The organism is Stenotrophomonas sp. 116085_Sma, assembly GCF_056479585.1.
Genome location: NZ_CM151057.1, coordinates 4390347 through 4413130 on the forward strand (window position 1 = coordinate 4390347; position 22784 = coordinate 4413130).

Annotated in this window: 21 protein-coding genes; 5 read left to right on the forward strand and 16 right to left on the reverse strand. The window is 66.6% G+C overall.

What is annotated here, in order from left to right:
* The first annotated feature begins 41 nt into the window (after positions 1–41).
* On the forward strand, positions 42–1325 hold the full coding sequence (gene purD / locus ACZK0Z_RS20335) for a phosphoribosylamine--glycine ligase (protein WP_049428988.1): 1284 nt from the start codon (positions 42–44) through the stop codon (positions 1323–1325).
* A 159-nt stretch (positions 1326–1484) separates the two neighbouring features.
* Here the strand turns inward: purD and ACZK0Z_RS20340 are convergent, their stop codons facing one another.
* The 8 genes from ACZK0Z_RS20340 to rhlB form a co-directional block, all read right to left on the reverse strand.
* Complete coding sequence (locus ACZK0Z_RS20340; protein WP_100443706.1) at positions 1485–1817, reverse strand: helix-turn-helix domain-containing protein; 333 nt, start codon at positions 1815–1817, stop codon at positions 1485–1487.
* Complete coding sequence (locus ACZK0Z_RS20345) at positions 1801–2184, reverse strand: type II toxin-antitoxin system RelE/ParE family toxin (RefSeq protein WP_049429009.1); 384 nt, start codon at positions 2182–2184, stop codon at positions 1801–1803. The genes ACZK0Z_RS20340 and ACZK0Z_RS20345 overlap by 17 nt, the downstream gene beginning before the upstream one ends.
* 176 nt (positions 2185–2360) lie before the next feature.
* The gene (rpoH, locus tag ACZK0Z_RS20350; RefSeq protein WP_049428989.1) at positions 2361–3236 is read right to left on the reverse strand and encodes an RNA polymerase sigma factor RpoH; all 876 of its coding nucleotides are present in this window, start codon (positions 3234–3236) and stop codon (positions 2361–2363) included.
* A 278-nt stretch (positions 3237–3514) separates the two neighbouring features.
* Positions 3515–4228, reverse strand: a complete 714-nt coding sequence (gene ung, locus ACZK0Z_RS20355; protein ID WP_049428990.1) for a uracil-DNA glycosylase — start codon at positions 4226–4228, stop codon at positions 3515–3517.
* Positions 4225–5067, reverse strand: a complete 843-nt coding sequence (locus ACZK0Z_RS20360; RefSeq protein ID WP_049428991.1) for a response regulator — start codon at positions 5065–5067, stop codon at positions 4225–4227. The genes ung and ACZK0Z_RS20360 overlap by 4 nt, the downstream gene beginning before the upstream one ends.
* Before the next feature lie 7 nt (positions 5068–5074).
* Complete coding sequence (gene ftsX, locus ACZK0Z_RS20365; RefSeq protein WP_049428992.1) at positions 5075–6022, reverse strand: permease-like cell division protein FtsX; 948 nt, start codon at positions 6020–6022, stop codon at positions 5075–5077.
* Positions 6023–6025: 3 nt separating this feature from the next.
* Positions 6026–6712: a cell division ATP-binding protein FtsE gene (gene ftsE / locus ACZK0Z_RS20370; RefSeq protein WP_049428993.1), complete on the reverse strand. Its 687-nt coding sequence runs from the start codon at positions 6710–6712 to the stop codon at positions 6026–6028.
* Between the two features lie 169 nt (positions 6713–6881).
* Entirely contained in the window at positions 6882–8606 is a 1725-nt protein-coding gene (gene rhlB / locus ACZK0Z_RS20375; protein WP_049428994.1) for an ATP-dependent RNA helicase RhlB, read from the reverse strand.
* 511 nt (positions 8607–9117) lie between these two features.
* Between rhlB and trxA the strand changes: the two genes are divergently transcribed.
* The 3 genes from trxA to ACZK0Z_RS20390 all read left to right on the forward strand — a co-directional run bounded on the left by trxA (position 9118) and on the right by ACZK0Z_RS20390 (position 13205).
* Entirely contained in the window at positions 9118–9447 is a 330-nt protein-coding gene (gene trxA / locus ACZK0Z_RS20380; RefSeq protein ID WP_005411275.1) for a thioredoxin, read from the forward strand.
* Between the two features lie 228 nt (positions 9448–9675).
* Positions 9676–11421 (forward strand): transcription termination factor Rho, encoded by a 1746-nt coding sequence (gene rho, locus ACZK0Z_RS20385; RefSeq protein ID WP_049428995.1) that lies wholly within the window; start codon positions 9676–9678, stop codon positions 11419–11421.
* A gap of 209 nt (positions 11422–11630) precedes the next feature.
* Positions 11631–13205 carry a sensor domain-containing diguanylate cyclase gene (locus tag ACZK0Z_RS20390; protein WP_049428996.1) on the forward strand — a complete coding sequence of 525 codons (1575 nt, stop codon included), beginning with the start codon at positions 11631–11633 and terminating at the stop codon, positions 13203–13205.
* A 34-nt stretch (positions 13206–13239) separates the two neighbouring features.
* Here the strand turns inward: ACZK0Z_RS20390 and ACZK0Z_RS20395 are convergent, their stop codons facing one another.
* Together ACZK0Z_RS20395 and aceK are read right to left on the reverse strand one after the other, a co-directional pair.
* Positions 13240–14127: an energy transducer TonB gene (locus tag ACZK0Z_RS20395; RefSeq protein WP_106551112.1), complete on the reverse strand. Its 888-nt coding sequence runs from the start codon at positions 14125–14127 to the stop codon at positions 13240–13242.
* A gap of 66 nt (positions 14128–14193) precedes the next feature.
* Entirely contained in the window at positions 14194–15924 is a 1731-nt protein-coding gene (gene aceK, locus ACZK0Z_RS20400) for a bifunctional isocitrate dehydrogenase kinase/phosphatase (RefSeq protein ID WP_197633160.1), read from the reverse strand.
* A 241-nt stretch (positions 15925–16165) separates the two neighbouring features.
* Here aceK and ACZK0Z_RS20405 point away from each other — a divergent pair, with 241 nt between their 5' ends.
* The gene (locus ACZK0Z_RS20405) at positions 16166–16903 is read left to right on the forward strand and encodes a KilA-N domain-containing protein (RefSeq protein ID WP_336339777.1); all 738 of its coding nucleotides are present in this window, start codon (positions 16166–16168) and stop codon (positions 16901–16903) included.
* Positions 16904–17020: 117 nt separating this feature from the next.
* Here the strand turns inward: ACZK0Z_RS20405 and ACZK0Z_RS20410 are convergent, their stop codons facing one another.
* From ACZK0Z_RS20410 to ACZK0Z_RS20435, 6 genes are all read right to left on the reverse strand, one after another.
* Positions 17021–17380: a hypothetical protein gene (locus ACZK0Z_RS20410; protein WP_049424080.1), complete on the reverse strand. Its 360-nt coding sequence runs from the start codon at positions 17378–17380 to the stop codon at positions 17021–17023.
* A gap of 53 nt (positions 17381–17433) precedes the next feature.
* Complete coding sequence (locus ACZK0Z_RS20415; protein ID WP_049429000.1) at positions 17434–17850, reverse strand: roadblock/LC7 domain-containing protein; 417 nt, start codon at positions 17848–17850, stop codon at positions 17434–17436.
* Positions 17843–18391, reverse strand: coding sequence for a GTP-binding protein (locus ACZK0Z_RS20420; RefSeq protein ID WP_049429001.1), 549 nt, complete (start codon positions 18389–18391; stop codon positions 17843–17845). The genes ACZK0Z_RS20415 and ACZK0Z_RS20420 overlap by 8 nt, the downstream gene beginning before the upstream one ends.
* Positions 18384–19346: a hypothetical protein gene (locus ACZK0Z_RS20425; protein WP_049429002.1), complete on the reverse strand. Its 963-nt coding sequence runs from the start codon at positions 19344–19346 to the stop codon at positions 18384–18386. Before ACZK0Z_RS20425 ends, ACZK0Z_RS20420 begins: the two co-directional genes overlap by 8 nt.
* 362 nt (positions 19347–19708) lie before the next feature.
* On the reverse strand, positions 19709–21931 hold the full coding sequence (locus tag ACZK0Z_RS20430) for an NADP-dependent isocitrate dehydrogenase (protein ID WP_197633162.1): 2223 nt from the start codon (positions 21929–21931) through the stop codon (positions 19709–19711).
* Positions 21932–22268: 337 nt separating this feature from the next.
* Positions 22269–22781 (reverse strand): hypothetical protein, encoded by a 513-nt coding sequence (locus tag ACZK0Z_RS20435; RefSeq protein ID WP_099555121.1) that lies wholly within the window; start codon positions 22779–22781, stop codon positions 22269–22271.
* Between the last annotated feature and the right edge of the window lie 3 nt (positions 22782–22784).

The following is a 22784-nucleotide window of genomic DNA, read 5'->3' on the forward strand; positions in this document are numbered from 1 at the left end:
GGACATCGACCTTCCCTTCCCACGCAATCTGGAATCTCGTGATGAACGTACTTGTCATCGGCTCTGGCGGCCGCGAACACGCCCTGGCATGGAAGCTGGCCCAGTCCTCCCGTGTCACCGAAGTGATCGTGGCGCCCGGCAATGCCGGCACCGCCAGCGAAGACAAGTGCCGCAACGTGGCGGTGAAGGTCACCGACATCGACGGCCTGCTGGCGCTGGCCCAGGCCGAAGGCGTGGCGCTGACCGTGGTCGGCCCGGAAGTACCGCTGGTGGCCGGCGTGGTCGACCGCTTCCGCGCCGCTGGCCTGCGCGTCTTCGGGCCGACCGCCGCAGCCGCGCAGCTGGAGGGCAGCAAGGCCTACGCCAAGGATTTCCTGGCCCGCCACAACATCCCCACCGCGTTCTATGCCGTGCACACCGAGGTGGATGCGGCGTTGGCCTACATTCGCGACAAGGGCGCGCCGATCGTGGTCAAGGCCGATGGCCTGGCCGCCGGCAAGGGCGTGATCGTGGCGATGACCCTGGCCGAAGCCGAGGACGCCGTGCGTGACATGCTGTCGGGCAACGCCTTCGGCGACGCCGGTGCGCGCGTGGTGATCGAGGAATTCCTCGATGGCGAGGAAGCCAGCTTCATTTCGATGGTGGACGGCGTGCATGCGCTGCCGATGGCCACCTCGCAGGACCACAAGCGCGTCGGCGATGGCGACACCGGTCCGAACACCGGCGGCATGGGCGCATACTCGCCGGCCCCGGTGGTCACCCCGGAAGTGCATGCCCGCGTGATGCGCGAGGTGGTGAACCCGACCGTGCAGGGCATGATCGCCGACGGGATCCCGTTCACCGGCTTCCTCTATGCCGGCCTGATGATCGATGCCAACGGCGCGCCGAAGGTGATCGAGTTCAACGTACGCTTCGGCGATCCGGAAACCCAGCCGGTGATGCTGCGCCTGCAGTCGGACCTGGTCGAGCTGGTGGAAGCGGCCATCGACGGCCGTCTGGACCAGGTGCAGGCGCAGTGGGACGCACGGCCGTCGCTGGGCGTGGTGATGGCGGCGAAGCCGTACCCGGAAGCGCCGATCACCGGTGACGTGATTTCCGGCCTGGATGAAGTGCCGGCCACTGCCAAGGTATTCCACGCCGGTACGGCATTGGATGCACAGGGCCAGGTGGTCAGCGCCGGCGGCCGCGTGCTGTGCGTGGCCGCGCTGGGCGACAGCGTGGGTGATGCGCAGGCCAATGCCTACGCCGGCGTGGCCAAGGTGACGTGGGCCAACGAGTTCCACCGCAACGACATCGGCTGGCGCGCGATCGCACGCGAGGGCTGAGGCCGACGCGGCATCAGGGCATCCATGCATCGCGTGGATCCACTGGATCTTGCCGCATCCATGCATGGCGTCGATCATGCGGGGCTTGGGGTAGATCCACGCCATGCGTGGATTGAACACCATGGAAAAGCGAAGGCCCGGCAGAACCGGGCCTTTGCTTTACAGGACTGCTTCGAGGCCCTTCCGTTCAATCAGGTTAAGCAACTTCAGTGACGGTCCGCTGGGCTTCTTTTCGCCCTGCTCCCAGCTGCGTACGGTGGAAACGCTGGTATTGAGAACTCCCGCAAATACCGGCTGACTGAGCTGCAATGACGTACGCAGGGCACGGATCTGGGCACTGCTGTATTCAGGGACCGGCTCAAGGCAAAGCGCTTCGTAGCTGCTCAACCGACGTTTATCAATGAAACCATGCGCGTGCAGACTCACAGCCGCATCATGCACCGCTTCAAGAAGCGCACTTTTCGCACGCCGTCGCTCAGGGGGCTTCGTCATGGCCGATCTCCTGTAGATCCCCGTATTCCACGGCACGATTCAGCTGCGCCGTACTCATTTTCAGGAACTCCGATGCGTACAACTGCAGCGCATCCCGTTCCGCATTCGTGATCGCAGTACGTTCATTCTTCTCGTAGCCGAAAAGGAAGAACCAATGCCCGCCTCGCTGCGTAGCGACGATGATTCGAACGCTCCCACGCTTTCCTCGCCCCGGCAACGCAACGCGCTTCTTGAAGATTCCGCCGCCAAGATCAGCATCCACCAGACCCGCTTCCATTTCACGTACCGACCGGTACAGCGCAGCGTCGGACAGGGTGGTCCTGCGCATGCTGCGATTGAAACTTCGTGTGCGGAAGATGCGTGGCATGATCATACCGTGCCACTGCGTGGTACGGCGTGAACATCAGCATCCAGCACATGACCCGGTCGGCGCAATCACCGCCCTGGCGTCAGAGTAGAGCCACGCCATGCGTGGCCAAGCCCCACAAATGAAGAAGGCCCGGCACTGCTGCCGGGCCTTTCACAATTCCAACGCCCTCCCGCTTACGCGGTGAACAGCGCCTTCATCTTCTTCAGCGCGTTCGCTTCCACCTGGCGGATGCGCTCGGCCGACACGCCGTACTCGTCGGCCAGCTCCTGCAGCGTCACCTTGCTGTCGGCATCCAGCCAGCGGCGGCGGATGATGTCGCGCGAACGGGCATCCAGCTCGGCCAGGCCTTCGCGCAGCAGCTGCATCTGGTTGTCTTCGCTATCGGCACGTTCGTAGGCCATCGACGGATCTTCGTCGTTGGCGACCAGGAACGCGGCCGGCGACGGCGGCGCGTGTTCGTTGTCCTCGTCGGTCGGCGCATCGAAACCGATATCGCGACCGGACAGGCGCGATTCCATTTCCATGACCTCGCGCTCGGACACGTTCAGGTCCTTGGCGACGGCACTGACTTCAGCCGCGTTCATCCAGCCCAGGCGCGTCTTCGACTTGCGCAGGTTGAAGAACAGCTTGCGCTGCGCCTTGGTGGTGGCGACCTTCACGATGCGCCAGTTCTTCAGGATGAACTCGTGCATCTCGGCACGGATCCAGTGCACGGCGAAGGAGACCAGGCGCACACCCATTTCGGGGTCGAAGCGCTTGACCGCCTTCATCAGGCCGATGTTGCCTTCCTGGATCAGGTCACCCAGGGCAAGGCCATAGCCGTTGTAGCCGCGGGCCACGTGCACCACGAAGCGCAGGTGCGAATGCACCAGCTCGCGGGCGGCGTCCAGATCGTTGCCGTCGCGGAAGCGACGGGCCAGGTCCTGTTCGTCATCGACCGACAGCACCGGTATCTGGTGCACGGCACCGATGTAGGCGTCCAGCGAACCGAGCGCACTGGGAATCGGGAGATTGTTTGCCACAAGGGCAGTAGAGGTGTTCTGGCTCATAGGCACCCATCTTAGCAGTCCGGGATTTGGACTGCTAAAGGAGGAAAAAGTTCCAGCATCCTATTGATGCAACACTGGTCCCAAACAGAGCCCTACCGTAGCGCGATTTGATGACAGTGGCGAGCATGCTTTTCGGGATTCACAATCCCTTGGAATTCAAGCAATTACCTACCGGAAACCGGCCGATTCCGGTCAAGCTTAGCTGAACAGGCCGTCCCGGACGCCCATTCAGGGCCGGCAACGTTGCCCGGCGTTCAGCCCCGGACCGGCACCGCCGCTCAGAGCGCCGAACGCGGCGGCAGCGACCAGTCGACCGGGGCCTGGCCGCGGCGCTGCAGGTACTCGTTGGCCATCGAGAAATGCCGGCAACCCAGGAAGCCACGGTGGGCCGACAACGGCGACGGATGCGGCGACTTCAGCACGCGGTGGCGGCGGGTATCGATGACCTTGCCCTTCTGCTGCGCATAGGCGCCCCAGAGCATGAACACCAGGCCTTCGCGTTCGCGGTTGAGCACATCCACCACGTGATCGGTGAAGCCTTCCCAGCCACGGCCCTGGTGGGCGCCGGCCTTGCCCTCTTCCACGGTCAGCACCGCGTTGAGCAGCAGCACGCCACGCTGCGCCCACGGAATCAGGCAGCCATGGTCCGGGCGCGGGAGGCCGAGATCGCTCTCGATCTCCTTGTAGATGTTCAGCAGCGACGGCGGCACCGGTACGCCAGGCGCCACCGAGAAGCTCAGGCCATGGGCCTGGCCTCGGCCGTGGTACGGGTCCTGGCCGAGGATGACCACCTTTACCTGCTCAAACGGCGTGGCGTCGAACGCAGCAAAGATCTGCGGGCCAGGCGGGAACACTGCCGCACCAGCGGCCTTGCGCTGGCGCAGGAAGCTGGACAGCTCGCGCATCTGCGGCTGCAGGAGGTAATCGCCGACATGCTGCTTCCAGCTCGGTTCCAGCTGGATCGTCGGGGTGTCGGCTACTTCATCCATCATCGAATCAGGGGTCCATCGTTCAATCGGGCCAGCCGCAGCTGGAACAACACCTTGGTGACAAGCAGCCGTTCTTCGATCGGCTTGAGCACCAGGTCGTTGGCACCGGACTGCAGCAGCCCGGTCTGGTTGTGCGGGTTGCCGTCGCCGGTCATCACCAGCACCGGCAGGCGGCGCTTGCCGTAGCCAAAGTCCACGCGCACGCGCTGCACCACATCGCGGCCGCTCAGTTCGCCCTTCAGGGTGACGTCGGTCAGCACCAGGTCGATGCGGTGGCGGCTGCGGCCCAGCGACTCGGCAGTGAGCAGCGTGAACGCCTCTTCGGCACTGACCACGTGCAGCACGTTCAACTGCTGACGTTCCAGCATGCGCTTGGTCGCTTCGGCCACCACGCGGCTGTCCTCGATGTAGAGGATGGTGGCGCCGGGAATGGTCTGCGGCTGCACATAGCCGCGGATGAAGGTCGCCAGCGCTTCATGGCCGAGAGACTTGTCGAAATAGTCGGTGACGTACTCGGTAAAGCGGCGCTGCTCCAGGTGCTGCTGGGCGTCGCCGGACACCACGATCACCGGCACATAGGCCTGGCCGGCGGCTTCGCGGACCATCCGCGCCAGGGCCAGTCCGTCGCCGTCACGCAGCGTCAGCGAGGTGGTCACCAGGTCCACCGGGCCCTGCGCCAGCGCCTGCTGCGCGTCCTCGATGCTGTCGCAGCCGATCACGTCCACGCCGGGCAGGTCGCGCTTCAGCACGTCGGCGATCAGCTTGCGCACCAGCTTCGAGCCATCGACCACCATCACCCGCGTCGCGGGCCCTTCAAGGTGCTTCAGCGCTTGCGGTTGCATGCCGGTCTCAGGTGTCGGTCGGGCGCGTCTGGCGCAGGAAGTGGCCGGTCACCAGCCACGCACCCAGCCAGCCCAGCAGCAGCGTGCCGAGCAGGACCAGGCCGCCATGCAGCAGGTCCAGGCCGTGCAGCACGAACGGACTGCCGTAGCTGCGCGAAAGTTCGGCCAGCGGCACGCGCAGCGCGGCACCGGCGGCGCCGATCAAGGCCAGCGCCACTGCACCGGCACCCAGGCCATACCACGCGCCCAGGTACAGGAACGGGCGGCGGATGAAGCCATCACTGGCACCGAGCAGCTGCAGCACGCCGATCTCTTCGCGGCGGGCCTGGATGTCCAGGCGCACGGTGTTGCCGACCACCAGCGCGGCGCCGACGCCGAGCAGCACCGACAGCACCTGCACCAGCCGTGCACCGAACGCCAGCCAGGCATCCAGGCGCTGGCGCCACAGTGCATCGTGCTGCACCAGGTCGGCCTCGGGCAGGCTCTCCAGCGCACGTGCCAGGCGTGCGTCGTCCTTGCCCTGGCCGGGGGTGATCACCAGCAGCGAGGGCAGCGGATTGTCATTGAGTGCGTCGATCGCCTCGCCGAGGCCGGCATCGCGCAGTTCCTGCAGGCCCTGCTCGGGCGTGCGCACGTTCACTTCGGCCACGTCGTCGCGGTCGCGCAGCTGGCCGGCCAGGCGCAGCGCACCGGGGCCATCGACGTTGCCCTTCAGGAACACGTTGATGTCGCGCGACTGCTGCACGCTGCCGGCGAACTGCTTGAGGTTGTCCAGCGCGATCGACAGGCCCAGCGGCAGGGCCAGCGCCAGCGCCATGACCATCACCGTCAGCAGGGTCGCCCACGGCTTGCGGAAGGCACGGCCGAGGCTGAACACCACGCTGTGCGCGTGGTGCTGGAACCAGACGCCCACCCGAGAGGGAGCGGCGGTTTCGCTGTTTTCGTTCTTCGCCATGCGTTACTCCGCCAGGTCCTGCGGCGAGATGTCATCCACCAGCCGGCCATGGTCGAGGATCAGCACGCGCTTGCGCATGCGGCGCAGCAGCGGCAGGTCGTGGCTGACCACCAGCACGCTGGTGCCGCGCGAGGGCAGCTCGGCGAACAGGGCCATGATCTCCGCCGCCAGGGTCGGGTCGAGGTTGCCGGTAGGCTCGTCGGCCACCAGCAGCTTGGGTTCACCGACAATGGCGCGGGCGATGCCGACGCGCTGCTGCTCGCCGGCCGACAGCTGCGAGGGCAGTGCCTTCTCGCGATGGCCCAGGCCCATCCGCTCCAGCACCGAGCGCACGCGCTTGCCGATGTCGCCGCGGCGGGTGCCGCGCAGGATCAGTGGCAGCGCCACGTTCTCGGCGATGGAGCGGTCCATCAGCAGGCGATGGTCCTGATAGACCGCACCGACCGCGCGACGGTGGCGGGGCACGTCGCCGCCGCGCACCTTCAGCAGGTTGCGCTCGTCAAACACGACGGCACCGCGGCTGGGCCGCTCGTCCAGGTGGATCAACTTGAGCAGGGTGCTTTTGCCCGCACCGGAATGGCCGGTGACGAACAGCATCTCGCCCGGCGCAACCTCGAAGCTGACATCGATCAGCGCCTCGTGGCCACCGGCGTACTGTTTGCTGACATTGTCGAAGCGCAGGACACTCATGCCCCGATTATGCAGGAGCGGCGCGACGGCGTGGAGATGGTGGGGCGATTGGTGGCAGCCGCGAGAGCAGCCGAGCGTAGGCTCGGCTCTACAGGGCGGCATGGGGGCTGTAGAGCCGAGCCCATGCTCGGCTCAGTGCGGACCAAGGTCCGCACCCACCCCCGGCCGATCAGCTGCCCGACAGCATCCGGCGGATCTTGCGGCCGATGCGGGTCAGGAACGAATCGCCGGTATCAGCGGCCGTGCGCACCGGCTTGGCCACCACCTGCACCGGGGTGACCGGGCTGGCGCTGTTGCCGGTATTGGCCTGCACGCCCTCGGCACCCTCGACCGGACGGCCGTGGCGACGACGACGGCGCTTGCGCGGCTTGTGCTCGCCGTCCACCGCACCTTCCGGTGCGCCTTCGGCACGCGGCGGGCGCGGCGGACGCGGAGCCTGGGCGGTGGCGCCATCGGCACCGGCGGCCGGCGCGGCAGCGCCCTGCTCGCCTTCCACGCGTGGCTTGCGCGGGCCACGCGAACGGCGTTCGCCGCTGCGCTCACCGTCACGGCCACCACGGCCACCACCGCCGCCGGAACGGCCGCCACTGCGGCCACCGCCTCGACGCTCTTCCTCGGCGGCGCGGGCTTCGCGCGCTTCGCGGAAGATCTGGCCGACGCTTTCGTTGTCCTCGCCTTCCTCGCCTGCCGCCGGGGCCGGGCGTTCCGGGCGCGGCAGCGGCGTCAGCAGTTCCTTGGTGACCGGCTCGGACGGAATCTTCTGCTCGATGTAGGCCTCGATGTCCGGCAGGCCCATGGCGTAGCGCTCGCAGGCGAAGCTGATCGCGTCGCCCTCTTCCCCCAGGCGCGCGGTGCGGCCGATGCGGTGCACGTAGTCTTCGGCATCGAACGGCAGGTCGTAGTTGTAGACGTACTTGATGCCGTCGATGTGCAGGCCGCGGGCGGCCACGTCGGTGGCCACGAGGATTTCCAGCTGGCCCTTCTGGAAGCGGTTGAGCAGGCTCTCACGCTTCTTCTGCGGCACGTCGCCGGACAGCACGCCCACGCGGTAACCGGCCTTTTCCAGCGAACGCGCCACGCGCTCGACGAACACCTTGGTGTTGACGAAGACCATGGTGCGCGCGCCTTCGCTGCGCGACAGCAGGCCCAGCAGCAGCGGGATCTTCTCGTCGTCGGCCGGGAAGTAGATGCGCTGGCGCACGCGGGCGGCGGTGATGGTCTCGGCTTCGACCACCAGCTTCTGCGGCTCGTTCATGTGCTCGTAGGCCAGCTCCAGCACGCGATGGCTGAGGGTGGCGCTGAACAGCAGGGTCTGGCGGGTGGTGCGCTCGGGCATGCGGCGCAGCAGGAAGCGGATGTCCTTGATGAAACCCAGATCGAACATGCGGTCGGCTTCGTCCAGCACGCAGATCTCGCAGGCGTGCAGCGAGACCACCTTGTGCTGCTTGACGTAGTCGATCAGGCGGCCCGGGGTGGCGATGATCACGTCCACGCCCTGCTGCAGCAGTTCGCGCTGCTTGTCGTAATCCACGCCGCCGTAGACCAGGGCGAAGCGCAGGCCCAGGTCGGAACCGAACTTCACCGCATCCTTGTGGATCTGGATGGCCAGTTCGCGGGTCGGGGCGAGGATCAGCGCGCGCGGATCTTCCGGCTTGCGGTCGGCCAGCGCCGGACGCGTCAGCAGGCGGTTCACGACAGCGACCAGGAAGGCCAGGGTCTTGCCGGTGCCGGTCTGGGCCTGGCCGGCAACATCACCGCCGGGCAGCGCGACCGGCAGGGTCAGCGCCTGGATCGGGGTGCAGCGGGTGAATCCGGCTCCTTCAAGGCCGGCCTGCAGGGCCGGATGCAGCTCGAAGGAGGAAAAGGTCAAATCGGTCAGCGGTTTGTCGCTCATGAGTCCGTCTTGGTATGGCCGCCGGCCCGTGGGGCGGCTGGCACTTCATCGTCTAGGGGCACCGTCGCAAACTGCGGCCCCTGCGGCGGGTTGGCAGGCTGGGACCGCTCGGTCCGAACGCCGCACAATGGCCCAGTTTAACGCACTCGGGCCGGCAAACCGGAATGCCCTGTCTCACGAACCGAAGAGACGACCAGTCTTCATCCAGCCACACCGGACTTGAACGACCTGGCCGGGCCCGCTGGTGTCGCCCGCTGCCACCCCCATCTTCGGGAAGACAGTGAAATCCGACACATACCGAGCTTCGAAGCGATCACGATACGCTGGGTTCCAGCCGGCGCCTGTCCCCGCCCTGCGATAGGGGTACACTGCCGGCCGTGAGCGTCCAGGCATCCCGCCGAACGCACCGCGGCAGTGCGCCGCGAGGCAACGACGAGGGTCGCGCCACCGGGCATGGCCCAGTTCACCCACCTCCGGCATGGCCGGGTGCAATCCAAGACGAGAAACCAAGATGAGTGACAAGGTTGTACATGTCGGCGACGCCGACTTTGATAGCGCAGTGCTGAATTCCAAGGAACCGGTGCTGGTCGATTTCTGGGCCGAATGGTGTGGCCCGTGCAAGATGATCGCCCCGGCGCTGGACGAACTGGCCGATGCCTACCAGGGCCGTGCCAAGATCGCCAAGGTCAACGTCGACCACAACCGTGCGCTGGCCGCCAAGTACCACGTGCGTTCGATCCCGTACCTGGTCGTGTTCAAGGACGGCGAGAAGGTCGGCGAGCAGATCGGTGCGGTGGGCAAGGCCCAGCTGGCCGGCCTGCTGGACAAGGCCCTGGCCTGATCCTGCTGTTCCCCGGCAGCCGCCGACCGCGGCTGCCGGCGGGCGCACCGCGCCCATGATGAATGCTGTTCCCGGCAGCCCTTGCATGGCGCCGCAGGCCGATGATAGTGTCGGCACATCCGGCCGCGTTCGCGTGCCGCACCCTCTGGACGCAGTTTCTTCCAGACCCATTCCCAACGTTCGCCGCCCCAGCCGGGCGCTCGCACCTTCAAGCGAGGAATAACGCTCTTGTCCGATAACACTTCCGAAACCGGCAGCGCTGATGCGCCCGCCGAAAAGCGCGTGCGCAAGCCCCGCGTGAGCAAGGCCGCCGCCCCGGCAGCCGCCGAAACCAGCGCCGCTCCGGCGCAGCCGACCCTGCCGCTGGCCGCCGCGCCCGAGGCACCGGCCCCCGCCTCCGCACCGAGCGCACCCGCCGCCGAGGCCCCTGCCAGCAGTGGCGGTGGCGAAGGCGGTGAGGGTCGCGAATCCGGCCAGCCGCGGCAGCAGAACCACCAGGGGGGTGGCCAGAACCAGGGCCAGAACCCGTACAACCAGAACGGCCAGCAGGGCCAGGGGCAAGGCCAGGGCAACCGCCGTGACCGTTTCCGCAACCGCCGCGACCGTGACCGCAACAACAACCGCTTCCGCGACGACGGCCTGCCCAACGACGGCGGCGAGCAGCAGCCCTTCGTGCCGCGCCCGCATGCGAACGTGCCGGAAGGCTTCCCGGTTTATTCGCTGAGCGACCTCAAGCGCATGCCGGCACAGAAGCTGCTGGAAATCGCCGAGCAGCTGCAGATCTCCGAAGGCGTGGCCCGCGCCCGCAAGCAGGACGTGATCTTCGCCCTGCTGAAGGTGCTGACCCGCCATGGTGACGGCGTCGCCGCCGACGGCGTGCTGGAAATCCTGCCGGACGGCTTCGGCTTCCTGCGCGCGGCCGAAGCCAGCTACCTGGCCGGCCCGGACGATACCTACATCTCGCCCAGCCAGATCCGCCGCTTCAACCTGCGCACCGGCGACCACATCTCTGGCCGCATCCGCTTCCCGAAGGACGGCGAGCGCTACTTCGCGCTGAACATCGTCGACACCATCAACGGCGAGCCGATCGAAGCGTCGAAGAACAAGGTGCTGTTCGAGAACCTGACCGCACTGTTCCCGCGCCGCCGCTTCACCCTGGAGCGTGGCAACGGTTCGTCGGAAGACATCACCGGCCGCATCCTCGACCTGATGGCACCGCAGGGCAAGGGCCAGCGCTCGCTCATCGTGTCCCAGCCGAAGGCGGGCAAGACGATGATGATGCAGCAGGTCGCCACCGCCATCACCACCAACCATCCGGACGTGCACCTGATCGTGCTGCTGATCGACGAGCGCCCGGAAGAAGTGACCGAAATGCAGCGCACCGTGCGCGGCGAGGTCATCAGCTCGACCTTCGACGAGCCGGCCGCGCGCCACGTGCAGGTGGCCGAAATGGTCATCGAGCGTGCCAAGCGCCTGGTCGAGCACAAGAAGGACGTGGTGATCCTGCTGGACTCGATCACCCGCCTGGCCCGCGCCTACAACAACGTGGTGCCGAGCTCGGGCAAGGTGCTGACCGGTGGTGTGGACGCCAACGCCCTGCACCGCCCGAAGCGCTTCTTCGGTGCCGCGCGCAACGTGGAAGAAGGCGGCAGCCTGACCATCATCGCCACCGCGCTGGTCGACACCGGCTCGAAGATGGACGAAGTGATCTACGAAGAGTTCAAGGGCACCGGCAACAGCGAAGTGCACCTGAGCCGTCGTATCGCTGAAAAGCGTGTGTTCCCGGCCATCGACATCAACCGTTCGGGCACCCGCCGCGAAGACCTGCTGATCGAACCGGAACTGCTGCAGAAGATCTGGATCCTGCGCAAGCTGCTGCATCCGATGGATGAAATGGCCGCGATGGAATTCCTGCTCGACAAGATGAAGAACACCAAGTCCAACGACGAGTTCTTCGGTTCGATGAAGCGCTGATCCACGGCATTGCATCGAAAAGAACCTGCCGCTCGCTGCGGCAGGTTTTTTTTTGCCTGCAGGGCGACCCACTTCACTTCACCGCCGCCCGGTTTTGGCGATAATCCGCCCGATGCCCTGCCCGGCCCCGAGGGCCTGGCCACCGATTCCCGCTGTCGCCCCTTCCGGAGAACCGGTCGGGTCCAGCCTCCTGCCGGATCCGTCGACGCATGCGAACGCTGTCTCCCCGCCTCAACCTGGGCAAGCTGATCCTCGCCCTGGCCCTGCTCAGTGCCATCATCGCGCTGGCCAACACCCTGCTGGCCAGCTACCGGGTGCAGCGCGACCAGCTGGTCGGCAATACCTTGGAAGCCAACCGCGTCTACGCCACCAAGCTGGCCGAGACCACCCAGAACTTCCTGCTGGCTGCCCAGCAGGAACTGGCCTACGCCGCCACCCGGCTCGGCCAGGGCAATCTCGATCCGGCGCAGGCCCAGGACGAAGCCAGCCGCCTGCAGCTGCAGACCAACAGCTTCAACTCTTCGCTGGTGGTGGATGCCGACGGCCTGGTGATCGCCACCTCGCCGCAGACCCTGCAGCTGCAGGGCGAAGTGCTGCACAGCGTCGGCAACAACGCCGCACTGGCCGCGCGCCAGCCGATGATCAGCGACCCGTACCAGTCGGCCACCGGCAAGCTGCTGGTTTCGCTGTCACACCCGATCTTCGACCGCCAGGGCCGCTATCGCGGCTACGTCAGCGGCACCCTGTACCTGCGCCAGCGCAGCGCGCTGCACACGCTTCTGGGCAAGCACTACTACCGTGATGGTTCCTACCTGTACGTGGTCGACCGTCATGGTCGCCTGCTGTACCACGCCGATGGCAAACGGGTGGGCGACTACGTGGTCGGCAACCCCGCGGTGAAGGCCGTGGTGCGTGGCGAGCGCGGCGCGCAGCAGGTGCGTAACAACCTGGGCGTGTCGATGCTGGCCGGCTACGCGCCGGTGGCGGCCACCGGCTGGGGCATCATCGCCCAGCGCCCGACCGAGGCCACGCTGCAGCCGCTGTCGCGGTTGATGACCGCAGTGATCTGGAACGCGATTCCGCTGGGCCTGCTGTCGCTGCTGATCACCTGGTGGTTCGCCCGTCGCATCTCGATGCCGCTGTGGCAGCTCGCACGCAACGTGCAGGGTGGCGAAGACACCGGCAACGCGATCAACCACGTCAGCGGCATCCGCGCGTGGTACTTCGAGGTCGCCCAGCTGAAGCAGGCGGTACTGCACAGCTTCAATGCGCTGCAGGACCGCATCGGCACGCTCAACCGCGCCAGCCGCACCGATCCACTGACCGGCCTGCTCAACCGCCGTGGCCTGCAGCAGGCGCTGGATGCCCTGCAGGTACAGGGCATCCCGTTCGCGATCCTGGCACTGGACATCGATCGCTTCAAATCGATCAACGACAACCACGGCCATGATGTCGGCGACGCCGCCATCGTCCATATCGCCGACCAGATGCGCCGCTACTCGCGCGACAGCGACATCCTCTGCCGCGCCGGAGGCGAGGAGTTCCTGCTGCTGTTGCCGGGCATCAGCGCCGAGTCAGCGCGACAGGCTGGCGAGCGTCTGCGCCAGCACATTGCCGACCATCCGTTTGAACCGGTCGGCACCATCACCGTCTCGCTGGGCGTGGCCCATTTCCCAAGCTTCCACATCGACGCCGAGCAAGCCCTGCGGCTGGCCGACAAGGCGCTGTACCTGGCCAAGGAGCAGGGCCGCAACCGGGTGGTGGTCTACCCCTACGCCGATTGACGCGGAGCCGGTCTGGCCGGCTCCGCAGTGATCGTCAGCCCTGCTCCAGCGGAGTCAGCAGGCGCAGGCCGCGCTTGGCGCCGTCCACCATGTAGATGCCGCCCTCGGGCAGCAGATCGCCGCCGGCCTGCTCGATCGGGTCCGCCTTGCGCCACGGCACGGTCTGCCGCGGGCCCGGGATGAAGGCACGCCAGCGGCCATAGCGCTCCGCTCCATTGGGATCATCGTTCAGGCCGAAATTCACCGGTATGCGTACCGTCCAGCTGTCGCGGGTGCTGGCTTCGCCGGTGGTCGGCGGGTTGAACGTCCACTTGCGGGCACTGCTGACGGCGGCCCTGGCCAGGATCTCGCGCATCTTGGCAAGGGTGCGCTCGCGTCCGACCACGGTCATGTTCACCTGCTCGGCAACGACATCGGCCACCGTGCCGTCACGCGCGATCCTGACCACCAGCAGCACTTCACCCTGCCCACCGCTCCGATAGACCTCTTCCGGATAACGCGGGGGTGTCATGCGCCCTTGGGTCACCGAATCGGTGGCCTTCTCATCGTACTCGCTGAAATTGACGCTGGTCATGCTGACTTCGTAGCCACCATCGGCCATCGCCTTGCCCCGCAGGCGCACCCGCAATGGCGCACGCGCCGCCACCGCCTTGCCATCGCGCAGGGTGGGTTCGAAGCGCCAGCCTCCGATGGTGCCCTCCACGAAGGACGCGATGCTCGGAGACAGCATCGACTTCTGGTCCAGTACCAGCGAGCTGACCGCGCCCTCGGGCGTGACCTCGATCTGGCCAGAGAGCACCATGCTCATCTCCGCGGTGGCACGCACCGCGCGCGTGGTCTGTGCGCTGGCATCGCCAGCAAGCAGGGGAGCGCCGGCACCGATGGCCAACGCGAGAGCGAGGAACAGGGGGGGACGCATCATTGCCGGATCCTTGGTGATGAGTGCCGAGCGTAGCGCAGTCTTCACATCCGCGACAGTTCGGCCTGGCTACGCCAACCGGTGCGCGCCAGCATAGGGCGGTGTATCCGGATAGTCACCGCGGGCGAAGCGCTCCTGCAGGCCCTGCCACCACGCCGGATCGAACAGATCCCGGTAGTGCTCGCGGACCGCGGCCAGTTCACCCGCCGGCAGGCCCATGAACGGGCCGAAGCGTTCGGGGAACACATCGCGCGACCCCACATGGAACCAGGGTTCGTCAGCCAGTGCTTCCTCCGGTGTGCGCGGCTGTGGCCAGGCGCGGAACACGCAGTCGCTGACCAGGCACAGTTCGTCGTAGTCGTAGAACACGGCCCGGCCGTGCCGCGACACACCGAAGTTCTTCGGCAGCATGTCACCGGGGAAGATGTTGTTGCGTGCCATGTCGGTGATCGCCTGCGCGTAGTCGAGCACCGCTGCACGTACCGCCTCCCCGCCCTGCTCGCGCAGGTACAGGTTCAATGGACGGAAACGGCGCTGCACGTAGCACAGTGCGATCTCCACCTCGTCGCCATCGACGCGCACGCTCTGTGCACACTGCTGCAGCAGTTCGTCCAGCAGTGCAGGAGCGAAGCGGTCGCGCGGGAAGCGCAGGTGGCGATAGGGCTGTGCGTCGAGCAGGCGGCCGACGCGATCGAGGTTGAACACCAGCGCGTACTTCTCTTCCACCTGCTGCCGCGACATCGCCTTGGGCCATGCGAAACGGTCGCGGATCAGCTTGAACACCAGCGGATAGCTGGGCAGGGTGAACACCGCCATCACCATGCCCGGCGTGCCTTCGGCATGCACCAGCCGCTCCTGCAGATGCTCGTTGAAGTGGCGGAAGAAGGTGCGGTAGCGCTCGGTCTTGCCCTGCTTGGCTCGGCCCAGCACGGTGTAGATCTCATCAATGGGCTTGCCCGGCAGCAGGCTGCGCAGGAACACCACTGCATCACCTACCGTGGCCAGGTTGGCCTGGAAATAGCTGCGCGATACGCCGAACAGGTGGGCCACGTCCCGGCGCCGGGTCAGCACCGCATCGGCGCGCAGGCCACGTTCGTCGTTGACCAGCGCGATCACGCACGGCGAGAACCGATGCTCGCCGAACACGCGGCCGACCAGGTAGGCGCGGCGCTCGCGATAGAACACGGTATCGAGCAGCTCGATGCTGCGCACCGGTGTATCACCCCAATGGGCAAGGTCATCCTGCAGGCGCACCGCAATCGCCGCCGCACAGCGCAGCTGATGTACGTAGGGAATATCGAACCGGTAGTCGGCCAGCACCCGCTGCAGCGCCTCCACCGGCCGTGTCGGCGAAACCGCGTAGGTATGCCGCGCGACCGGATGGGTGATGGCATCGGAGGGCTCCACATCGAATGCGATGAACTCCAGCGCCGGATCCACGCCGCGGGTGGCGAACATGCGTCGCGACAACGTGTTGTAGAAGGTCTTGTACAGCTCGGCGTCGATCAGCCCCTGCAGCAGCGCGCTGTACTGCGCATGCACCTGCAGCCATAGCGCACGTTCGCCGATCGCCTCGCCGGCAAGGCGGCGCAGTGCATCCATCTGCTCGGCGACGCACAGGTCGTACAGCGCAATGCGCTCGACCGCATCCTGCCGGGCACCGGCCCAGTCGCGCTGCTCGAAGCGCTGCCGCGCGCGGGCGGTCACGCCTGCGAATCGAGCGTGGTAATCCTCGAAGCCATCGCGGATGGCCACCGCGATGCGCGGTGCCAGCTCGGCAGCAATGTGAGGCTCGGACATGCAGGACTCACCAGGTAGGACCGGCTTCACCATACGCTGGCGTGGGGTGGCTTGTGTAGAGCCGGGCCCATGCCCGGCCCGGTTCACCGCAATCTACCCGAAGCACAGCCGAGCGTCGGCCCGGCTCTGCAGGGGCAGGCCCATTGCGTCCCACGAAAACGCAACGATTCCTACAGACCCCGGTCCACCGCGTTGCCTACCCTTCCAGGCTCACAACGGCACGAGGTGACGCATGCAGCAAATGACCCTGATCCCACGCATGGAGGAAGGCAACGTAATCCCGCAGCGGGTGCGAGACGGCTACATCAGCGCCACCGCGCTGTGCCAGTCCGTGAACAAGCGCTGGTCCGACTACCGGGCACTGAAATCGACGGAGGAGTTCCTGCAGGAGCTCACCCTCCAGACCGGGCTGGCCGAGCACGAACTCATCCACGTGGTCTCCGGCGGAATCCCGACCATGCAGGGCACCTGGATCCATCCCTATCTGGCCATCAACCTGGGCCAGTGGCTGTCCCGCAAGTTCGCGGTGAAGGTGGCGCAGTGGGTGGTGGAATGGCAGCAGGGTCGCGCCAACGCGGTGATGCCCGCGCATATCGAGCGCTACATGCAGAACCGGGCCAGGGTGCCGTACACCCACTTCTCTATGCTCAACGAGCTGACGTTGAACCTGATTGCACCGCTTGAACAGGCTGGCTACACCCTGCCGCAGGCGCTGGTGCCGGACATTTCCGAAGGGCGCCTGTTCTGCAAGTGGCTGAGGGACCAACGGGGTGTCGACACCGATGCACTGCCGACGTATGACCACACCTACCCGGATGGGCGCACGGTGCCGGCCAAGCTGTACCCCAACGAGTTCTACGAGGACTTCCGCCGCCACTTCAATGAAGTATGGCTCCCCGAGAAAGCACCGGCGTACTTTGCAGCGCGCGACAGCAAGGCGCTTTCGTTCGTGGCCGCGCTGCTGCTTCCGGCGAAGTGACTGCGGCTGAAAGCAGCCGAGCATGGCCCGGCTCTACACATGCGAAGCGCAGCCGAGCATGACGTTTCGCTCTCCTGTGGAGCCGAGCCCATGCTCGGCTCCACAGAAGCCGGCGCTTCAGATCGCCAGATCGGCCTCCACGTCCTGCACCTTGCGCCGGGCCAGGGCCAGGTTGGACTTGGTACGGTCGAGCACGATGTAGAAGAACAGCCCCTTCTTCTTCGCCACCGGGCGCATGATGTGGTACGCCTTGCCCAGCGAGATCAGGATGTCCTCGATGCTGTCGTTGAGATTCAGCGATGCGGCGGTCTTCATCTTTGCGCGGATCACTTCGGTGTTGCCGGCGGCGGCCACTTCCATGTCCATGCCGGCACCGGCCTCGCCCAGCAACATGCCGCTTTCGTAGTCGACCAGCGCCACTGCCTGCGCGCCGTCAATGCCCATCAGTGCGTTCAACGATTCATTCAATCCAGCCACGTCGCACCCCTTGTCGATGTTGGTTCGAGCCCCTCGTTCCCCTGCGGCCGGGCTCACGATCCGCCGAGTTCAGCCAGGATCGCCTGGCCACATTCCCTGCTCTGCCACAGCACCTGGCCGATCACGCTGCGCTGGTCGCAGGCCGCCATCAGCAGCAGCGGTGCACGCCCTTCGGCCTGGATCGCCAGCATCAGTACCTTTCCGCCCGCGGCCTCCAGCATCAGTGTCTGCAGATCGCCCAGCACCAGTTCGCGCCCCACCGCTGCGGCCAGCGCCAGCATCGCGCTGGTCATCGCTGCCAGGCGTTCACCACGCCCTTCGGCACCGGCACTGACCAGGGCGAAGCCATCGACACTGGCCAGCACCACCGTGCGTACGCCTTCCACCCGCTGCCGCAGGTCCTGCAGCAGCGGCTGCAGGCGCTCACGCTGGCCGGCATCGGGCAGTACCGCCACCTGCCCGTCAGCCATGCGCGGCCACCAGTGCGTGCGCTTCCATCTCGCCCATCAATACATCCATCAGCAGCAATCCCTGTTCGCGGTCGCGGGCATCCACTGCCAGCAAGGGCAGCGGTTGATCATCGAGGCTGGCGCGTGCAGCCCAGTCATCCAGCGCGGCGTGCGGCGCCTGGTCGAGATGGGTGACGGCCACCACCAGTGCCAATGACGATGCGAACGGCCGCAGCACCTGCAGGTAATCCTCCAGTTCGGCAACCACGCCCGCGCGCCGCGCGTCCAGAAGCAGCACGGCGCCGCGGGCGCCCTGCAGCAGGATCGGCCAGAGGAAATCGAAGCGCTGCTGGCCCGGCGTGCCGTACAGGCGCAGACGCTCGCCATTGGGCAGGTCGATATCGGCATAGTCCAGGGCGACGGTGGTGGACGCCTTGTCGGCACCGACGCGGTCACTGTTGGCCACATCGGTATCGATCACCGCCCCGGCCGCGATGCTGCGCACCAGGGTCGATTTGCCACTGCCCATGCCACCGAGCACCACCACCTTGTGCTCACGCATTGCGCTCGCTCCCGCGCAGGTGCCGCCACAGGCGGGCGAGCAGGCCGTTGTCGGTGCCGGCAGCACCTGCCGACAGCGCTACCGCCGGCGCTGCCTGCAGCTGCGCATAGCCGCACAGGTAGGCGGCATGGATGAAGTCGCGCACGGCAGCGGCTGGCAGCTCGAGCAGCATCGCGCACTCGTCCACCGTGCACGCGCGCTTGAGCAGCAGCGAGCACAGCCGGAAGCCATCGTGGTCATGGCCCAGCACACGGAAGTCGGGCCAGCGCAGCAGCTTCACCGAAGCACCACGCAAGCGCTCGTCCAGCGCCTGCCAATGGCGGCTGCGCTGTGCCCACTGCCACAGCAGGGGCCGCAGCGGCTGCCGCGGCCGATCAGCGGCCAGGGCCTGCAGGCGCGCTGGCGTGAGCGCATCCAGCTGCAGGCGTTCGAAGGCATCGGCCAGGCGTTCGACCAGCGCAGCGGCAGGCTCCTGCAGCAGCACCGCCTGGTCGTGCTCCAGGTCCATCAGCAGTATCGGCTCGCCGGCATCGCAGAGCAGGGCCTGGCCCTGGCGCAACGGCAGCCGCTCGCGCAGGAGGCGGGTGATGGCGTGTGCACCATCGGCCAGGCGGATCGGTGCGGGTGCCTGCATGGCCAGAGGCTCCACTGCCAACTGCATCCCGCGCAGCGCGCGGCCGATGGCTCCGTCATCAAGTACGTCCTGGTGGCCATCGCCGTCGCGCAGCTGGCCCCCCAGATCCTCGATCCAGCACTGCAGTCGCGGTCGTTGCTGGCGCATGCGCAGGGCTGCATTGCGCAGCGCCGGTGTATCGCGGATGACCAGCAGGTCGCAGTCGTCCAGGTCCTGGCTGCGACGGATCTGGCCATCAGGCAGGGCCGAGGCCAGTCGCAGCCGCTGCAGCAGGGCTTGCTCGCCCTGGATGTCGGTTCCCACTACCAGCACGCGTGCCATCGGTGTTCCCCGTGCGACCACCTCCCCGGTGGTCTCGCGTCGCCAAGGCTAGGGCATCGCTGGAGGCAACCGTCGTGATCGATTGCTCAGATTGAAGGCGGCTGCAGAACCGTGCCGATCCATTCTGCGACCGCCATCGTGGGCAAGTTTCATGCCCTCTTGACGGCATTACGCCGGTTGACGGATTTCACGGTTCTGGTCGCTGGGGGATGGGGTCGGAGCCCTCTGCGGGCAGAGGGATCCGACCCCCAAAGCAGATTGGGGTCAGATCCCTTTTGCGCGCAGAAGGGATCTGACCCCGGAGGCAAAAAGAAACCCGCGCCGAGGCGCGGGTTCCGGTGTCACGACCAAGCGGCGATGTATCAGCCGCGCAGCTGCTCCAGCGCGGCGTTGAAGGTCGCGCTCGGGCGCATCGCCTTGCCGGCCTTGGCCACGTCCGGGCGGTAGTAGCCGCCGATGTCCACGGCCTTGCCCTGCACAGCGATCAGCTCTTCAACAATCTTCTGCTCGTTGTCGGTCAGCGCCTTGGCCAGCGGTGCGAAGCGTGCCTTCAGCGCAGCATCTTCGTCCTGCGCGGCCAGCGCCTGGGCCCAGTACAACGCGATGTAGAAATGGCTGCCACGGTTGTCGATGCCACCCAGCTTGCGCGACGGCGACTTGTCGTTGTCCAGGAACTGGCCGTTGGCTTCGTCCAGCGCCTTGGCCAGCACACGGGCGGCAGCGTTGTCGTAGCGGTTGCCCAGGTGTTCCAGCGACGCGGCCAGGGCCAGGAACTCACCCAGCGAATCCCAGCGCAGGTAGTCCTCTTCGACGAACTGCTGCACATGCTTCGGGGCCGAACCACCGGCGCCGGTCTCGAACAGGCCGCCACCGGCCATCAGCGGCACGATCGACAGCATCTTGGCGCTGGTGCCCAGTTCCATGATCGGGAACAGGTCGGTCAGGTAGTCGCGCAGCACGTTGCCGGTCACCGAAATGGTGTCCTCACCCTTGCGGATGCGGTCCAGCGAGAACGCGGTCGCTTCCACCGGCGGCAGGATGCGGATGTCCAGGCCGTTGGTGTCGTGGTCCTTCAGGTACTGCTCGACCTTGGCGATGACCTGTGCGTCGTGGGCACGGGCGGCATCCAGCCAGAACACGGCCGGGGTGCTGCTAAGGCGGGCGCGTTCGACGGCCAGCTTCACCCAGTCCTGGATCGGCGCGTCCTTGGTCTGGCACATGCGCCAGATGTCACCGGCTTCCACGGCGTGTTCGAACACCACGTTGCCGGCATCGTCGGTGACCTTGACCACGCCGTCGGCGGCGATCTGGAAGGTCTTGTCGTGCGAACCGTATTCTTCGGCCTTCTGCGCCATCAGGCCGACGTTCGGCACCGAGCCCATGGTGGCCGGGTCGAAGGCGCCGTGCGCCTTGCAGTCGTCGATGACGGCCTGGTACACGCCAGCGTAGCAGCGGTCCGGAATGACCGCCTTGGTGTCCTGCAGCTTGCCTTCGGCGTTCCACATCTTGCCGGAGTCGCGGATCATCGCCGGCATCGAGGCGTCGACGATCACATCGCTCGGCACGTGCAGGTTGGTGATGCCCTTGTCCGAATTGACCATGGCCACGCCTGGACGCTGTGCGTACTCGGCGGCCAGGTCGGCTTCGATCGCGGCGCGGGTGGCTTCCGGCAGCGACGACAGGCGCGCGGCCAGGTCACCGATGCCGTTGTTGGCGTCGAAACCGGCCTGCTTGAGCACGTCGGCGTGCTTGGCCAGCACGTCCTTGTAGAACTCGTTGACCGCCACGCCGAACATGATCGGGTCGGAGACCTTCATCATGGTCGCCTTCAGGTGCAGCGAGAACAGCACGCCCTGGGCCTTGGCATCGGCGATCTGCTCACCGATGAACGCGGCCAGTGCCTTGCGGCTCATCACCGCGGCATCGACGATCTCGCCGGCCTTGACCGCGGTCTTTTCCTTCAGCACGACGGCGCTGCCGTCCTTGCCGTGGAAGGTGATCTTCAGCGAACCGGCATTGGCCAGGGTGGCCGACTTCTCGCTGCCGTAGAAATCGCCGGCGGCCATGTGCGCGACATGCGACTTCGAATCCGACGCCCAGGCGCCCATGCGATGCGGGTGCTTGCGCGCGTAGTTCTTCACCGACAGCGGTGCGCGGCGGTCGGAGTTGCCTTCACGCAGCACCGGGTTCACTGCACTGCCCTTGACCTTGTCGTAGCGCGCCTTGTAGTCGCGCTGCTGGTCGTCAGCCGGGGTTTCCGGGTAATCCGGCAGCGGGTAACCCTGGTCCTGCAGTTCCTTGATGGCCGCCTTCAGCTGCGGCACCGAAGCGGAGATGTTCGGCAGCTTGATGATGTTGGCGTCCGGGGTGGTCGCCAGCTGGCCCAGCTCGGCCAGGTCGTCGCTGACCTTCTGTGCATCGGACAGCAGTTCCGGGAACTGCGACAGGATGCGGCCGGACAGCGAGATGTCACGGGTTTCCACCACGATGCCGGCAGTGGCGGTGTAGGCGTCGACGATCGGCAGCAGCGACTGGGTGGCCAGGAACGGGGCTTCGTCGGTCAGCGTATAGAGGATCTTGGACATGGGGGACTTGGACTCTGTAGCAATGCTCAGGGGAAGGCCGGCGCCAGCGCCGGGCCACGTGCAACCGTGTCGCTTTCCCCCGTCGCCGTCAGGGTGGGCGCGCGGCGGGGAAACCCCTGCATTGTCGCGTTTTCAGCCGCGCGGGGCAAAGCCGCGCCATACGCGGCGGTACTGCACGGCGGCAACGGTGTGATCCATCCACGCGTGGATGAAACCCAGCCCCAGCATCGGTAGATCCACGCCATGCGTGGATGAAGCCAACCGTCGCCCAATAAAAAAGGACGCAGCCTCGCGGCTGCGTCCATCGTGAGTCCTGCCGGGAGAGAGTCGGCAGGACTTACTTGACCTCGAACTCCTGCGGCGTTCCGGCCGCCTTGCCATCGACCATGACCTCGGCGCGGTACTTGCCGGCCGGCCAGCCCTTTGCATTCTTGAACGTGACGTTGGTGGTCTCCGCGCCGCTGGCATTCAGGGTCGCGGTCTGTTCGCCGGCCACCTGGCCGTCCTGGAAGGTCAGCTTGGCGCCGACATTGACGTTGTTGGCAGCGCCATCGGTCTTGACCGAGACGATGACGTCATCCTTCGGCGAGAACAGTGCAGCTGGGGCGACCGACTTGTCGGCGGCAGCGGTCTTGCCCACGGTGACTGTGGAAACGCTGACCGCAGCAGCTTCCGCCATCGGCGGCGGTGCACCGGTCATCGGCGCCGGCGCTGCCGGCTCGGCTGGAGCCGTGGCAGCCGGAGCGGCGTTGGTGTCGGTCGACTCTTCCTTCTTCTTGCAACCGACCAGGGCGACACTGCCCAGCAGGGCGGCGATCAGGGCGGTCTGGAGCGGGGTGGTCTTGATCATTCG

Coding starts and splice junctions, on each gene's coding strand:
- purD (WP_049428988.1), top strand. CDS start 42: ATGAACGTACTTGTCATCGGCTCTGGCGGCCGCGAACACGCCCTGGCA.
- ACZK0Z_RS20340 (WP_100443706.1), bottom strand. CDS start 1,817: ATGACGAAGCCCCCTGAGCGACGGCGTGCGAAAAGTGCGCTTCTTGAA.
- ACZK0Z_RS20345 (WP_049429009.1), bottom strand. CDS start 2,184: ATGCCACGCATCTTCCGCACACGAAGTTTCAATCGCAGCATGCGCAGG.
- rpoH (WP_049428989.1), bottom strand. CDS start 3,236: ATGAGCCAGAACACCTCTACTGCCCTTGTGGCAAACAATCTCCCGATT.
- ung (WP_049428990.1), bottom strand. CDS start 4,228: ATGATGGATGAAGTAGCCGACACCCCGACGATCCAGCTGGAACCGAGC.
- ACZK0Z_RS20360 (WP_049428991.1), bottom strand. CDS start 5,067: ATGCAACCGCAAGCGCTGAAGCACCTTGAAGGGCCCGCGACGCGGGTG.
- ftsX (WP_049428992.1), bottom strand. CDS start 6,022: ATGGCGAAGAACGAAAACAGCGAAACCGCCGCTCCCTCTCGGGTGGGC.
- ftsE (WP_049428993.1), bottom strand. CDS start 6,712: ATGAGTGTCCTGCGCTTCGACAATGTCAGCAAACAGTACGCCGGTGGC.
- rhlB (WP_049428994.1), bottom strand. CDS start 8,606: ATGAGCGACAAACCGCTGACCGATTTGACCTTTTCCTCCTTCGAGCTG.
- trxA (WP_005411275.1), top strand. CDS start 9,118: ATGAGTGACAAGGTTGTACATGTCGGCGACGCCGACTTTGATAGCGCA.
- ACZK0Z_RS20390 (WP_049428996.1), top strand. CDS start 11,631: ATGCGAACGCTGTCTCCCCGCCTCAACCTGGGCAAGCTGATCCTCGCC.
- ACZK0Z_RS20395 (WP_106551112.1), bottom strand. CDS start 14,127: ATGATGCGTCCCCCCCTGTTCCTCGCTCTCGCGTTGGCCATCGGTGCC.
- aceK (WP_197633160.1), bottom strand. CDS start 15,924: ATGTCCGAGCCTCACATTGCTGCCGAGCTGGCACCGCGCATCGCGGTG.
- ACZK0Z_RS20405 (WP_336339777.1), top strand. CDS start 16,166: ATGACCCTGATCCCACGCATGGAGGAAGGCAACGTAATCCCGCAGCGG.
- ACZK0Z_RS20415 (WP_049429000.1), bottom strand. CDS start 17,850: ATGGCTGACGGGCAGGTGGCGGTACTGCCCGATGCCGGCCAGCGTGAG.
- ACZK0Z_RS20420 (WP_049429001.1), bottom strand. CDS start 18,391: ATGCGTGAGCACAAGGTGGTGGTGCTCGGTGGCATGGGCAGTGGCAAA.
- ACZK0Z_RS20425 (WP_049429002.1), bottom strand. CDS start 19,346: ATGGCACGCGTGCTGGTAGTGGGAACCGACATCCAGGGCGAGCAAGCC.
- ACZK0Z_RS20430 (WP_197633162.1), bottom strand. CDS start 21,931: ATGTCCAAGATCCTCTATACGCTGACCGACGAAGCCCCGTTCCTGGCC.
- ACZK0Z_RS20435 (WP_099555121.1), bottom strand. CDS start 22,781: ATGATCAAGACCACCCCGCTCCAGACCGCCCTGATCGCCGCCCTGCTG.